Genomic DNA, 12,614 nt, shown 5'->3' on the forward strand with positions numbered 1-12,614 from the left:
CCGCCATTTTGCCAGGACGGCGATCGGGCGGGCCGGCACCACACTCGACCCTTCGCCGCCTCCCCATCACGGGAGAACTCGCAAGCAGCGCACCCCTCCGCATGACAAGCGCACAGGATGCGGCGGGGAACAGCGGGGAGTCGCGGTGACCGGGGTCTTCTCCTGGCACAGCCGCCGCTTCCTGGCGTGACCTGCGTACCGCCGCGTCGCGTCGCGTCCGGCAGCAAACTCCATGCGGTCGCTCGTCGGCGGAGTACTGGGAGATCAGCGCAGCTTCTCCCAGGACGCGCGCCGGTCAGCGGGCGCCGACAGACCCGCCCACCCAACTCTGCTGACCTGCGCACCCCGTGCGGCCCGCTCGAGTCGAACGCGGGGAAGCCGACCCGTTCGGTTCCGAGGGTGCCCGGAGATCAGCGGAGGACCGGCACAACCCCGTCGGCCCGTTCTGGGCCCCCTTCTCGGCCGCTGCGCCATCGCGGCAGCGGCCGTGCAGTAGACGGACGTATGACAGGGCCGGACCGGACGGAAGCCGGGTCCGGCCCTGCTCCTGTCAGTCGCGGAACAAGCACACCGCCGATATTCGCTTGCACGCCATCGGCACTCGGGGTCAACGTCGCCTGACACCTGACGAAGGCAGAGATGATGACCACCCAGACCCACTCCGTCGACCACGAACTCATCCAGGCCGCGGCGCACGTCGCTCACACTTACTGCCAGGGCGACAACCACACCATGGCAGCCGCGGCCCGCGCCAAGGACGGCCGGATCGTCACGGCGGTGAACGCCTATCACTTCACCGGAGGGCCCTGTGCCGAGTTGGTCCTCATCGGCACGGCGGCCGCCCAGGGTATCTACGAGCTGGACACGATCGTTGCCGTGGGCGACCGCGAGCGAGGGGTCGTTCCCCCATGCGGCCGGTGCCGTCAGGTCCTTCTCGACTACTTCCCCGCTCTCAAGGTCATCGTCGGCGAAGACGACCGCGTCCGAACCGTTCCTGTCACCGACTTGCTCCCCGAAAGCTACGTCTGGGCCGACCACCAGCTCGACGCCGAGTAAACCGCGCCACTCAGCACGTGCTTACACAAGGGCGCAGCTCCCCGTCATGCTCCACATGCCTTGTCCGACACCGTGAAGGAACGAGGTCACTACGAGGTCGGCGGCCGGGCCTGGTTCGATCGCGCGGTAGTCAGGTGCCGAGCGAGCGCACCACGGAAGCTGAGAAGTAAGCCGCCATCAGCCAGTCGATCGATTTCCCCTCCCCCGACGGGGAGTAGGCAGGCGACCGGTCCATTCTCAGCGTGAGGTTGCCGAACAGGCAGCCCGAGACGTTGCCGCCACTTTGATGACCGGGCGCACTGTCCGGCCTCCGTCTACTCGAACAGCCGACGTAGAAACTGCTCCGCAGGCCCTCATCGGCTGCGCGGCTACTCGGCCTCGGGCGTGGCCGAGATCTGCGGGACAGCCGAGTGCCCAGGATGAGCAACCAGACGGGCGAACCGCATGGCGCTGCTTGGTGGCTGCGGTAGTCGGCGCCGTCCTCCGAGGCCTCGCGCGCATGGGTCATACGCTCACGATGAAGCCCATGTGAGGTCGCGCCGACTCCCGGGGCGGCCACGGCTCCCCGCCCCAGCTGCGGTGGGGAGTGCGAACGGAGGGCGTGTCGTCACGGTGTGGCGTCGGTCCGGGCCGGGTCATTGGGATGGGACTGGAGTGCTGTGACGGTGAGGGTCATCCAGGGACGCAGCGGCAGCGTGCCGAGCACCTTCTCGTGGAGCTCGTCCTCGTCGGCGGCCCGCCAGATGCCGATGCTGCGTAGCTCGCCGACCGGGCGCCACAGTCGCGCCAGGTTGCCGGTGGCGGCCAGTTCCCGGGAGCGGACGGCTTCGGCGGCGCGCCGCCGATCGATCTCGTCCTGGCTGGTGCCCTCGGGGACAGTGGTGGTGATCTCCACCAGGAACTCTCGCATGGTGCTGCTCCGCTCGATGGGGCGTCCGGCGAGGACCGGAACGCCGCGATGGGGATGGAGGCCTGTGTATTCAAAGGGGCTGCTGCCGCGGTCGGGGCGGACGGCGGCCGGCATAGCGGGAGCTGCTCGGCTCAGCCTGTCTGCCGGGGTGTCGAGGGACGGAGCGACCGTCCGCCAAAGACCGCCGAACTCCCGTCGGACCTGTCGGCCCGGCAACCGACCGCACCCCTACCGTCTGCCGGGTGTCGGCGGGGGCTGCCGCGGTCGCATGCCGTCGGGCTTCCATACCCTCATCGTCCGCCTGCATCAGGGGCGACGCCACTACCGGCTCCCTCCCTGCTGGGAGGCGTGACCTACCACCGCCGCAGCATGACGATCGTGGCGCTGCGCCGGCTGCGGTACTTCGTCGCGTCGCCGAGGAACCGAACTCCGGCCGGGCCGCCGAGCGCCCGCTGATCCGCGGGTCCTTCTCCGCCACGGCAGACCGAAGCACTCGAACGCGACTGTCCCGTCCGGAGGAATCAGTCGATCATGGTGGCCCGCCAGGTCTCCTCGTCGGCGTCGAGGAGCGCCGCGACGAGGGCGGGGTCGGGGAGTGGGCCGTGGTCGGCGGTGACTCTCAGAGCTGAGGCCGCGGTCAGATGGCCCAGCCGCAGGGCGCGGTCCACAGGCAGCTGCCGCAGCAGGCCGCTCAGGAATCCGGCGGCGAAGGCGTCGCCGGCGCCGACCGGTTCGACGACGCGGACGGTGAGGGCGGGCACGCTGCGGGCGGCGGCCCCCACGAAGGCGGTCGCGGCGCGGTCCCCGTCCTTTACGACGAGGACGCGCGGGCCGGGCAGGAGGTCGCGGACCCGTTGGGCATCGGTGATTCCGTCCCCCCACAGGGCCTGGGCCTCATCGAGGCCGACGAGGACGATGTCGGCCCGGTCCGCGAGCGGTTGCAGCACGTCAGCCGCGGAGCGGTCGGCCCACAGGGCGGAGCGGTGGTTGACGTCGAAGCTGACGGGCCACGGGCGGTCGGGGCGCAGCGCGTGTTCGACGAGGGCGCGGCAGCCGGGTGACAGGGCAGGGGTGATGCCGCTCAGGTGCACGAGCGCGGCGCCCGCCATCGTCGGGTCGTCGAGTACGTCGGGGGTGAGGGCCGAGGCGGCTGATCCGGCGCGGTGGTAGCGGACGCGGGTGCCGTGCGCGCCCGGGTCCTTGAGCAGCAGTCCGGTGGGCCGCTCCGGGTCGGTGCGGACGCCGCTGACATCGACGCCGCCCGCGGCGATGCGGGCGCGGACGCGGCGGCCGAAGGGGTCGTCGCCGACCGCGGAGACCCAGCGGGCGGGGATGCCGTGGTCGGCGAGGTAAAGGGCGACGTTCGACTCGGCGCCCGCGATGTCGACGCGCAGCAGGTCGGCACCGTCCAACGGCCCGAGGGGGTCGGGGGCTAGGGCGGCCATGGTCTCGCCGACGCAGACCACGGGGCCGAAACGAAATGGCCGCTGGGTGCTCATGGTGGATTTCCTAGGGTGTGTCGGCGCGGTCCGCCGGGGCGGAGGGGTCCGCCGGGCGGCCCGGAGCAGCCGGGACGGAGGGGTTCGCCTGACGGTACGGAGCGGCCGGGGCGCCGGGGACCTCCACCCGGACCGCGAAGACGGCGCCGTCGAGAGGTCTGGGGGCGGGCAGGCCGAGGTGTGCGCTGGTGACGAGGAGCGTACGGCCGTCGGGGCCGCCGAGGCAGAGTCCTGCGGGCTGCCCGGCGGGCAGGTCGACGACCTGGTCGAGGCTGCCGTCGGGGCGGTAGCGGTGGACCTGCCCGGCGCCCCAGACGGCGGTCCATACGCAGCCCACGATGTCGGTGGTCATGCCGTCGGGGCTACCCGAGTCAAGGGTTACGAACGGTTCAGCGGTGCCCAGCACGCCGCTCACGGGGTCGACCGGGTAGCGACGGATGACGCCCCGGGCGCTGTCGGCGAGGTACATGACGGTGCCGTCGGCGCTGAACGCCGGGCCGTTGGGGATCGTGACGTCCCGCAGGACGCGGGTGATGCTGCCGTCGCGGTCCAGGCGGTAGAGGGAGCCCGCGCCATCGGTGGCCTCGTACGCCATGCTGCCCGCCCAGAAGCGGCCGTGCGGGTCGGCGACGCCGTCGTTCATCCGCATCGACACGGGTGCGCGGTCCTCGGGGCGCGCGATCCAGTCGACGCGGCCCGCGGGGTCGATGCGGCAGATGCCGGTGCCCGCCGCCGCGATCCAGTGGCCGGGGCGCCCCTCCACCGGTGCCACGGCGCCCAGCGGGCAAGGCAGTTGGGCGATCGGGGCGAGCGGCGCGGCGGCCCGGTCGGGCACGGCGAGCAGCCGGCCGGTGAGGATGTCGGTCAGCACGGCGCGGCCGTCCGTCCAGCGGATGCCCTCGCCCAGTTCGAGGCGGTCGGTCCCCAAGATGGAAGCGGCGGTCATGGGCGGGCCTGCGCGCGGACGACGTCCAGGAAGGTGCGGGCCCGCTCGCGGAGGGCGGTGAGGTCGCCGCCCACGGCGGCGTCGCCGATCAGGGGCGATCCGACGCCGACGGCTATGGCTCCCTCGCGCAGGTAGTCGGCGGCCGCCGCCCCGTCCACTCCCCCGACGGGTACGAAGGGCAGGTCCGGGAAGGGTCCGCGCAGGTCCCGCAGATAGCCGGGGCCCCCTGCGCTGCCTGCCGGGAAGAGCTTGAGGGCGTCGGCGCCGAGCCGTTGTGCCTGGAGGACGTCGGTGGGCGTCATCACTCCGGCGAGCACGGGGAGCCCGAGTTCCCGCCCGGTGGCGATGCCGTCGCTGACTGCCGGAGTGACGAGGAAGGCGGCCCCGGCCTTCTGGGCTGCACGGGCGTCGCCGGAGCTGAGCACGGTTCCGGCGCCGAGCATCGCGTCGGGGCCGAGCGCGGCGCGGGCCCGCGCGATGACGTCGAGCGCGTCGCGCCCGGAGAGGGAGACCTCGATGAGAGTGACGCCCTCCTCGGCGAGGGTGAGCACGGTGGTCAGCGCGGCGTCCGGGGCGCTGCCGCGGACGATGGCGAGCAGCCGGTGGGCGCGCAGCGCGGCGAGCAGATTCATCCGACATCCCTTCTGGGCTGGTGGGGGTTCAGAGGCGGCGATGGCTTAAGGGAGGGGGTCAGGAGCGGCGATGACTTAGGGGGTCGGGGGCTGCTCTGGCATAGAGGGGTCAGGGGCGGCGGGTCGCGGTGACGGTGAGCCGCCAGGCGACCTCGCCGGTCGGCGGCACGACGGCGGTATCGCCGTCGTTGGCCGCCGCGCGGTTGAAGACGCGCCCGAGCATCGGCTCGACACCGATCGAGCGGTACGGCGCGCTCCGGGGGAAGCCGCCGAGGTTGCGCCAGAGGGCGACCGCGGCCGGTTGCCCGTCGGCCTCGACGGACAGGTGCAGCGTGTCGGCGCCGTCGTGCACCGAGACCCGGGAGGTGAGGACGACCGCTCCGACGGCGCTCCCGTCGTCCGGGCCGAGCCGGTCCAGCGGTACACCGTCGACGCTGGGCCAGGTGCCGGCGACCCCGCGGTCGCCCTCGTCCGGGTAGAGCCGGGTCACCGCGGGTCCGACGACGCCGATCCGGGCGTCCGGAGAGAGGTCCAGCAGGGCGTGGGCGGCCCACACGAAGCGGTAGCCGGGCTCGGCAGCGAGCTTGTAGTCGGCGACGACCGCGTCCCCTCGCACGCCGATACGCCGGGTCAGGCGGAAGTCGGGACACTCCGCGAGGTCCCCCTCCCCCACCCTCCGCCAGGGCCGCGACCAGGCGTCCCCGTGGTCGGGCAACCCCCGCACGGTGGGCACGCACTCCTCAAGGCCGCCGGCGTCGGCGAAGGGGTCGCCGGGCCGGACCGTACGGCGGCGGGGCTCGTCGCGGTGCCACAGCCACTCGCGGCCGCCCGCGGTCAGCGACGTCCAACGTCCGCCACTGGCAAGGTCGGTGGCGACGCGGACGGGCAGCCGCGTGGCGCTCACCATTCGGCGAAGGAGCCGTCGGCGTGCCGCCAGACGGGGTTGCGCCAGACGTGGCCGGACCGGTCGGCGGCGCGAACCGCGTCCTCGTCGACGGAGATGCCGAGTCCGGGCGCTCCGGTGCGGTGCGCCTGACCGTCGACAAAGCGGAAGGGCTCGGTGTCGACCAGGTAGGACAGCAGGTCGGCGTCCTTGTTGTAGTGGATGCCCCGACTCTGTTCCTGGATCAGGAAGTTGGGCGTGGCGAAGGCGACCTGGAGGCTGGCGGCCAGCGCGATGGGACCGAGCGGACAGTGCGGCGCCAGGTGGGCCCCGAAGGTCTCGGCGAGTGAGGCGATCCGGGTGACCTCCGATATTCCGCCGGCGTGCGACAGGTCCGGCTGGGCCACCGCGATGCCCGCGGTCAGCGCCGGGAGGAAGTCGGCCCGCCCGTAGAGCCGTTCGCCGGTGGCCAGCGGCACGGACGAGGCGGCGACCAGCCCGGGCAGCAGGTGTGCCTGCTCGGGCAGGACGGGTTCCTCGACGAACAGCGGGTGCAGCGGGGCTATCTCGTGGAGCACGCGCCGCGCGTTAGCGGCACTGAAGCGGCCGTGGAAGTCGACGGCGACGTCGCGTTGCGGGCCGAGGGCATCGCGGGCAGCCGCCACGCGCCCGACGACGGCGGCCGTCTCGGCGGGGCTGCCGATCGGCGGGGTGCGCCCGGCGGCGTTCATCTTTACGGCGGTGAAGCCGGCCTCCACTTGGGCGGTGACCTCCTCCTTGATCCGCTCGGGTTCGTCGCCGCCGACCCAGGCGTAGACCCGGACTGTGTCGCGGACCGGGCCGCCCAGCAGGGTGTGCACCGGCACCCCGAGGGCGCGGCCCGCGATGTCCCACAGGGCCTGGTCGATGCCTGCGACGGCGCTCGACAGGACCGGGCCGCCCCGGTAGAAGCCACCCTTGCTGAGCACCTGCCAGTGGTCCTGGATGCGCAGCGGGTCCTGGCCCACCAGATACTCCGCCAGCACCTCCACGGCCGACCTGACCACCTCGGCCCGGCCCTCCACCACCGGCTCGCCCCAGCCGACGACACCGTCGTCGGTCTCGATGCGGCAGAACAGCCAACGGGGCGGCACGAGGAAAGTCTCGACACGCGCGATCTTCACTGTGACTGGCCGTCCTTCTCCTCGGCGGAGCCGTCCGCGTCCTCGGGAGCGGACGGGCCGCCGAGCTTGTCGAGGTCGCGCGTCGCCTGGTCGAGCAGAGCACGCATGGCGGATTCCGCGGCGTCCGGATCCCGGTCGCGCACGGCGTCGAGGACGGCGCGGTGGCTGGGGACCGGGTCCTCGCTGTGCGGGGCGCTGTGCACGAGCTGGTCGCGCTGGGCCAGGCCGGACTCGATGACCATTTCCATGCGTTCCAGCAGTTCGTTGTGGGTGGCCGCGAGCAGCGCCCGGTGGAAGGCGAGGTCGGCCTCGACTGCGTCGCTCGCGCCGCCCTCCTTGCCCATGGCGGTCAGCGCCGACTCCAGCGCCTGGAGGTCGGCGTCGGTGCGGCGCGCCGCGGCCAGCCGCACGGCGGCGGGTTCGATGATGCCGCGGACCTCGCCGAGGTTGCGGAGCAGCGCGGGGTCGGCCCCGGTGCCCTTGTTCTCGGAGAACTGCCAGCGCAGCACGTCGGCGTCGAGCAGGTTCCAGTCGGAGCGGGGCCGGACGAAGGTGCCGCGCTTCTGCCGGGCGTCGACCATGCCCTTGGCCGCGAGGACCTTGAGCGATTCGCGCAGGGCGGTGAGGCTGACGTCCAACTCGCTCTGCAGGGCCGCCATGTCGAGCGTCGCTCCCTCGGGGATCTCGCCGCTGAGCACCCGGCGGGCGAGGGTCTCCACGGTCTGGCCGTGCACTCCGCGGCGGGCGTATGGCGTCATGTGTGTGCCTTTCTTGCTGGTCGGTCGGTGGCCGGAGCGGTCGGCGCTGTCACGCGGAAGCCTTGGTGACGCTCCAGCCGCCGTCCACGACCAGGGTCGATCCGGTGATGTACGAGGCTTCGTCGGCGGCGAGGAAGGCGACGGCGGCCGCGACCTCCTCAGGGGTGCCGAAGCGGCGGGCCGCGGTCCCGGCGACGCTGAGTTCGCGGTCGGCCTGCGGGACGCGGTCCCAGGCGGCGGTCAGGATCGGTCCGGGCAGCACGGCGTTGACGCGGACCTCGGGGCCGTACTCGACGGCGAGCTGGCCGCACAACGACAGCAGCGCGCCCTTGCTCGCCGCGTACGCCGGGTGGCCGGGGATCCCCCGGTGGGCGTGGACGGAGGAGACGAGCACCACCGCCCCCTGGTGCTCGCGCAGGTCGGGCAGCGTCGCCCTGACGCCCAGGAAGGCGCCGGTGAGGTTGACCGACAGCTGCCGCTCCCAGGACGCGAGGCTCATCTCGTGGACCGGTGCGACCGCCACCGTGTACGCGTTGCTCACCAGCACGCCCACGGGCCCGAAGCCGTGGGCTGCGGTGATCACCCGCTGCCAGTCGTCCTCGCTCGCGACGTCGGCGGCGACGAAGAGGGCCCGGGCCCCGTCCTTGCGCAGCCGTTCGGCGGTCTCCTCACCGCGTTCGGCAGCCATGTCGACCAGGACGACGGCCGCGCCCTCCGCGGCGAAGCGTGCCGCGGAGGCCGCGCCGATGCCCGACGCTGCTCCGGTGACCACGGCGACGCGGTTGGTGAAGCGGGCGGCTGGGTTCATGGGGTGGATCGTCTCCTGTTCGAGAGGGAGGTGGGATGCAGATTCTTTCGCTGTCGTCACTGCCGGGCCAGGACGGTCAACTCCGCGTCGTGTCCTGCCCTCCAGGCGAACGGCAGCCCCGAGTGGAGCAGGTACGCGCCGCTGTAGCGAGCGCCGGTGTCGATGTCGGCGTAGACGGCGCCCGGTGCGAGGCCGCGCAGGCGCAATCGGGATGCCCGGCCGGGCACCAGGGGCGCGCCGTCGAGCGGGCCGGTGTTCCAGGCCGTCACCACCAGGCGGGCGCCGCCCTGTTCCTCGTACTGGATGCCGTACGTCGGGTCGGCGGGGCTGCCCAGCAGGTGGACCTCGCCGTGGTGGACGACGTCGCGGACCTCCTTGTAGCGGGCGATCCACTCGGCGGCCTCGGTGCGCTGCTCCGGCGTCCAGTGGCGGATGTCGGCGCCGATCCCCAGTACCCCGGCGATGGAGTTGACGAAACGGAAGGCGAGCGAGCGGGGCCGGGGGTCGAAGAGGCCAGGGGCATCGGTGACCCAGGAGCTCATGGTGTGCGGGGCGTGCGCGTGGAGGTAGCCGTACTGGATGCGCAGCCGGTCCATGGGCGCGGTGTTGTCGCTGGGCCACACCACGTCGGTGCGGGCGAGAGTGGCGTGCTCGACGCGGGCGCCGCCGCCCGCGCAGCCCTCAACGGTGACGTGCGGGTGGGTGGCGCGCAGGTGGTCCAGGACGCGCAGGTAGCCCGCGATGTGGGCGGCGTCGAGGTCCTGTCGCTCCGGGTCCTCGCCCGCCGTCGGGCGGCCGCGTTCGGTGGGCGGCCTGTTCATGTCCCATTTGAGATAGGAGATGGCGTGGTCGCCAAGCAACCGGTCGAGGGTGCCGATGACGAAGTCCTGGACGTCGTCGCGGCCAAGGTCGAGCAGGAGTTGGTTGCGTACGAGTGTCGCGGGCCGGCCGTCGATCCGGTACACCCACTCGGGGTGCTCGGCGTACAGCTTCGAGCGGGGGCTGATCCCCTCGGGCTCGACCCACAGGCCGAAGTCCAGGCCGAGGGCGCGGACGCCCTCGATGAAGTGGTCGAATCCGGCGGGGAATTCGGCCGGGTCCGGGTACCAGTCGCCGAGGCCACCGGTGTCGTCGGGGCGGCCGGTGAACCAGCCGTCGTCGACGACGAACAGTTCGGCGCCGAGCTCGGCGGCGGTCTTGGCGAGCTCCAGTTGCCCCGCGGCGTCGACGTCGAAGCCGGTGGCCTCCCAGGAGTTGTAGAGCACCTTGCGCGGCCGGTCCATGCGCTCGCCGGTGAGATGCCGTTCGTAGCGGTGCCACACGCGGGCCAGCCCGTCGAGCCCGTCGGAGCTGAAGGCGCAGGCCAGCCGGGGGGTGACAAGGGTGGCGCCGGGAGCGAGCCGGACGGCGCCCTCATGCGGAACGCGGCCTGCGCGGACCCGTACGGCGCCGCCGGGTTCGGCGTCGGCGGTGATCCGCCAGTTGCCGGACCACTCCAGGGCGATGCCGTACGTGGGGCTCGCGCCCTCGGCGGAGTCCTGGACGGCGAGCCAGGGCTGGTAAGCGTGCCCGGCCGACCCCTGGGTGCTCTCCATCTCGAAGCGGCCGCGCTCCAGCACCACTTCCTTCAGCTGGAACTCCTGCTGCCACTGGCCTGCCAGGTACGTCAGCCGGGCGCCGCCCTGGACAGGGACGTTGACGGCGGCGGAGTCGAAGCGCTCAAGCCTCACCTCGCTGTCACCGGTGCAGGTCAGTTCCGTCCAGCGCAGGATGACGTCGGTGCCGGGCACCGTCTCGTAGCGGAGCGTCGTACGCAGTCCGAGCACGTCGTCGGCAAAGTCCAGGCTCAGTGCCCGGTCGCCGTCCTGGGTCGCGCCGTCGAAACGCCACCAGCTGCCACGGTCACCGCCGGGGCGGGAGGCGATCAGATCAGCGCCGGTGAACGGCCGCAACCCGTACGGGATGTACTCGGCCGGAGCGGCGTCGGCGTGGGTGATGAAGTGGGTGCGCCGCGACCAGTCCATGGGCGACGGACCGTCCTCGGCGCCGTGCGGCCCCCAGGCGGCGAGCTCGGCCCAGTGGCCGTCGCCGCCGAGGGTGACGGCGTAGCTGGTGGTGTCGGTGTGCAGCAGCCACCGGTCGTGCGCGGTCACTTGACGGCTCCGAGGTTCAGTCCGGCCACGAAGTGGCGCTGGAAGCGGAGGAAGACGGCCACCGTGGGCGCGGCGGCGATCACCGAGCCGGCCGCGATGACGTTCCACATGGACACGTACTGGCCCTGCAGTCCGATGAGGGAAGCGGTGATGGGCATTTGGGTGTCGGTGCGCAGCACCGTGATGGCCCACAGTAGGTCGTTGAAGATCCAGGTGAACGACAGGGCGGTCAGCGCGGCGAGTGCCGGGCGGGCCAGCGGCAGGATGATCCGCCAGTAGATCTGCCAGGGGTTCGCTCCGTCGATGACGGCGGCCTGCTGGATCTCACTGGGGATCGACCGCATGAAGCCGTGCAGGACGAAGACGTAGAAGCCGACTCCGAAGCCGACCTGCACGCCGATCAGGGCGTACAGCTGGTCGTAGATGCCGAGCACTTCGCTGAGTTTGGAGACCGGGATCAGCAGGATCTGCGGGGGCAGCAGGTTGCCGCCGAGCATGAGCAGCAGCAGGGCGCGCCGGAAGGGCAGGTCGTAGCGGCTGAGCGCGAAGGCCGCCATGGAGGCGAGGCCGAGCGAGAGCAGCACGGTCGGGATCGTGACCAGCATGCTGTTGATGAGAGCACGCTGCTGGCCGCCGTCCACCCACGCCTGACGGAAGCTGTCGAAGGTGAAGGAGTGCGGCCAACTGCCGACGCCGTGCGCGGCGATGTCGTCGAACGTCCGGGTGCTGGTGACCAGGACGAGGGCGATCGGCAGCAGCCACAGTGCGGACAGCAGGCTCGCGGAGAGATGGAAGCCGGCGGTGCGCAAGGCGCGACTCCGGACGACGCGTCGGCGGGGACCCGGCGTCGGGGCGGCGTCCGAACCGGTGTCCTTGGCGATGCGCTCGGCGGTGTGGGTGGCGGTCATCAGTCGGCCTCCCGGAAGGCTCGCACGAGGTAGCTCGCGATGACGCCGAAGGCCAGCACGAAGATGACGACGGCGAGCGCGGAGCCGTATCCCAGCCGCAGCGACTGGAACGCGGTGGAGTACATGTAGGTGCTCAGCAGTTCGGAGGAGTGGTACGGGCCGCCGCGGGTGAGCGCCCACACCACGTCGAACGAGCGCAGCGAGTCGATGACGATCACCGACAGGACTACCGCGTTGACCCCGCGCAGTTGTGGCAGGGTGATGTGCCGGAACTGCTGCACGCGGGTCGCGCCGTCGACCTTGGCCGCCTCGTACAGCACGGGGTCGATGCCCTTGAGGCCGGCCAGGTACAGCACCATCACGTAGCCGACCTGGCGCCACAGCGCGGGCACGATCACCGCGTAGAAGGCGGTGTCCTCGTCGGCGAGCCAGGCGTGCTTCCAGCCGCCGAGACCGAACGCCCCCAGCGCGTTGTTGATCAGGCCGTCCGGCTGGTACATCGCCTGCCACACCAGCGCGGTCGCGACCAGCGAGAAGACCACCGGCAGGAAGAGCGCCGCCCGGTAGAACCCGATGCCGCGCCGGTCCTGCTGGAGCAGCAGCGCGGCACCGAGGCCGAGGGCTGCGGACAGTCCGCCGAACAGCAGCAGCCACAGCACCGTGTTGACCGCGGCGGTGCGGAAGACCTCGTCGTGCACCATCTCGCTGAAGTTGCCGAGGCCGACGAACTTCGGGGCCGACAGGCCGTCCCAGGAGGTCAGGGAGAGGTAGAAGCCCTGGAGGGCCGGCCAGAAGACCCAGAACGCCTCGGCGAGCAGCGGGACGAGGACGAAGGCCAGGACCACCGGGGGCACCCGCGTGGCCCCTGACCGTCGCGGGGAGCCGAGCAGCGCCATCG

12 protein-coding genes are annotated in these 12,614 nt (G+C 72.2%); 1 reads left to right on the forward strand and 11 read right to left on the reverse strand.

Going from position 1 to position 12,614, the window contains the following annotated elements; translation table 11 throughout:
• Positions 1–642 precede the first annotated feature (642 nt).
• Positions 643–1,056, forward strand: a complete 414-nt coding sequence (locus AB0N66_RS13775; RefSeq protein WP_365433604.1) for a cytidine deaminase — start codon at positions 643–645, stop codon at positions 1,054–1,056.
• Positions 1,057–1,663: 607 nt separating this feature from the next.
• Here the strand turns inward: AB0N66_RS13775 and AB0N66_RS13780 are convergent.
• The 11 genes from AB0N66_RS13780 to AB0N66_RS13830 form a co-directional block, all read right to left on the reverse strand.
• Positions 1,664–1,966: a muconolactone Delta-isomerase family protein gene (locus tag AB0N66_RS13780; protein WP_365432959.1), complete on the reverse strand. Its 303-nt coding sequence runs from the start codon at positions 1,964–1,966 to the stop codon at positions 1,664–1,666.
• Positions 1,967–2,487: 521 nt separating this feature from the next.
• Complete coding sequence (locus AB0N66_RS13785) at positions 2,488–3,465, reverse strand: sugar kinase (protein WP_365432962.1); 978 nt, start codon at positions 3,463–3,465, stop codon at positions 2,488–2,490.
• Between the two features lie 10 nt (positions 3,466–3,475).
• The gene (locus AB0N66_RS13790) at positions 3,476–4,411 is read right to left on the reverse strand and encodes an SMP-30/gluconolactonase/LRE family protein (protein ID WP_365432965.1); all 936 of its coding nucleotides are present in this window, start codon (positions 4,409–4,411) and stop codon (positions 3,476–3,478) included.
• Positions 4,408–5,043 carry a bifunctional 4-hydroxy-2-oxoglutarate aldolase/2-dehydro-3-deoxy-phosphogluconate aldolase gene (locus tag AB0N66_RS13795; protein WP_365432968.1) on the reverse strand — a complete coding sequence of 212 codons (636 nt, stop codon included), beginning with the start codon at positions 5,041–5,043 and terminating at the stop codon, positions 4,408–4,410. Before AB0N66_RS13795 ends, AB0N66_RS13790 begins: the two co-directional genes overlap by 4 nt.
• 109 nt (positions 5,044–5,152) lie before the next feature.
• The gene (locus AB0N66_RS13800; protein WP_365432972.1) at positions 5,153–5,950 is read right to left on the reverse strand and encodes a hypothetical protein; all 798 of its coding nucleotides are present in this window, start codon (positions 5,948–5,950) and stop codon (positions 5,153–5,155) included.
• The gene (gene dgoD, locus AB0N66_RS13805) at positions 5,944–7,089 is read right to left on the reverse strand and encodes a galactonate dehydratase (protein WP_365432975.1); all 1,146 of its coding nucleotides are present in this window, start codon (positions 7,087–7,089) and stop codon (positions 5,944–5,946) included. Before dgoD ends, AB0N66_RS13800 begins: the two co-directional genes overlap by 7 nt.
• Positions 7,086–7,847 (reverse strand): FadR/GntR family transcriptional regulator, encoded by a 762-nt coding sequence (locus AB0N66_RS13810; protein ID WP_365432977.1) that lies wholly within the window; start codon positions 7,845–7,847, stop codon positions 7,086–7,088. Before AB0N66_RS13810 ends, dgoD begins: the two co-directional genes overlap by 4 nt.
• Positions 7,848–7,896: 49 nt before the next feature.
• Positions 7,897–8,655 (reverse strand): SDR family oxidoreductase, encoded by a 759-nt coding sequence (locus tag AB0N66_RS13815; RefSeq protein WP_365432980.1) that lies wholly within the window; start codon positions 8,653–8,655, stop codon positions 7,897–7,899.
• Between the two features lie 56 nt (positions 8,656–8,711).
• Positions 8,712–10,808, reverse strand: coding sequence for an alpha-galactosidase (locus tag AB0N66_RS13820; RefSeq protein WP_365432983.1), 2,097 nt, complete (start codon positions 10,806–10,808; stop codon positions 8,712–8,714).
• Positions 10,805–11,716, reverse strand: coding sequence for a carbohydrate ABC transporter permease (locus AB0N66_RS13825; RefSeq protein ID WP_365432986.1), 912 nt, complete (start codon positions 11,714–11,716; stop codon positions 10,805–10,807). The genes AB0N66_RS13820 and AB0N66_RS13825 overlap by 4 nt, the downstream gene beginning before the upstream one ends.
• Positions 11,716–12,612: a sugar ABC transporter permease gene (locus AB0N66_RS13830; protein WP_365433607.1), complete on the reverse strand. Its 897-nt coding sequence runs from the start codon at positions 12,610–12,612 to the stop codon at positions 11,716–11,718. Before AB0N66_RS13830 ends, AB0N66_RS13825 begins: the two co-directional genes overlap by 1 nt.
• Positions 12,613–12,614: the final 2 nt, after the last annotated feature.

The sequence above is a fragment of the Streptomyces sp. NPDC093544 genome (assembly GCF_040683495.1).
Lineage (GTDB): Bacteria > Actinomycetota > Actinomycetes > Streptomycetales > Streptomycetaceae > Streptomyces.

Excerpts from the sequence above, each read along its gene's own strand:
- AB0N66_RS13775 (WP_365433604.1), top strand. The coding sequence starts at position 643 with ATGACCACCCAGACCCACTCCGTCGACCACGAACTCATCCAGGCCGCG.
- AB0N66_RS13780 (WP_365432959.1), bottom strand. The coding sequence starts at position 1,966 with ATGCGAGAGTTCCTGGTGGAGATCACCACCACTGTCCCCGAGGGCACC.
- AB0N66_RS13785 (WP_365432962.1), bottom strand. The coding sequence starts at position 3,465 with ATGAGCACCCAGCGGCCATTTCGTTTCGGCCCCGTGGTCTGCGTCGGC.
- AB0N66_RS13790 (WP_365432965.1), bottom strand. The coding sequence starts at position 4,411 with ATGACCGCCGCTTCCATCTTGGGGACCGACCGCCTCGAACTGGGCGAG.
- AB0N66_RS13795 (WP_365432968.1), bottom strand. The coding sequence starts at position 5,043 with ATGAATCTGCTCGCCGCGCTGCGCGCCCACCGGCTGCTCGCCATCGTC.
- AB0N66_RS13800 (WP_365432972.1), bottom strand. The coding sequence starts at position 5,950 with ATGGTGAGCGCCACGCGGCTGCCCGTCCGCGTCGCCACCGACCTTGCC.
- AB0N66_RS13810 (WP_365432977.1), bottom strand. The coding sequence starts at position 7,847 with ATGACGCCATACGCCCGCCGCGGAGTGCACGGCCAGACCGTGGAGACC.
- AB0N66_RS13815 (WP_365432980.1), bottom strand. The coding sequence starts at position 8,655 with ATGAACCCAGCCGCCCGCTTCACCAACCGCGTCGCCGTGGTCACCGGA.
- AB0N66_RS13825 (WP_365432986.1), bottom strand. The coding sequence starts at position 11,716 with ATGACCGCCACCCACACCGCCGAGCGCATCGCCAAGGACACCGGTTCG.
- AB0N66_RS13830 (WP_365433607.1), bottom strand. The coding sequence starts at position 12,612 with ATGGCGCTGCTCGGCTCCCCGCGACGGTCAGGGGCCACGCGGGTGCCC.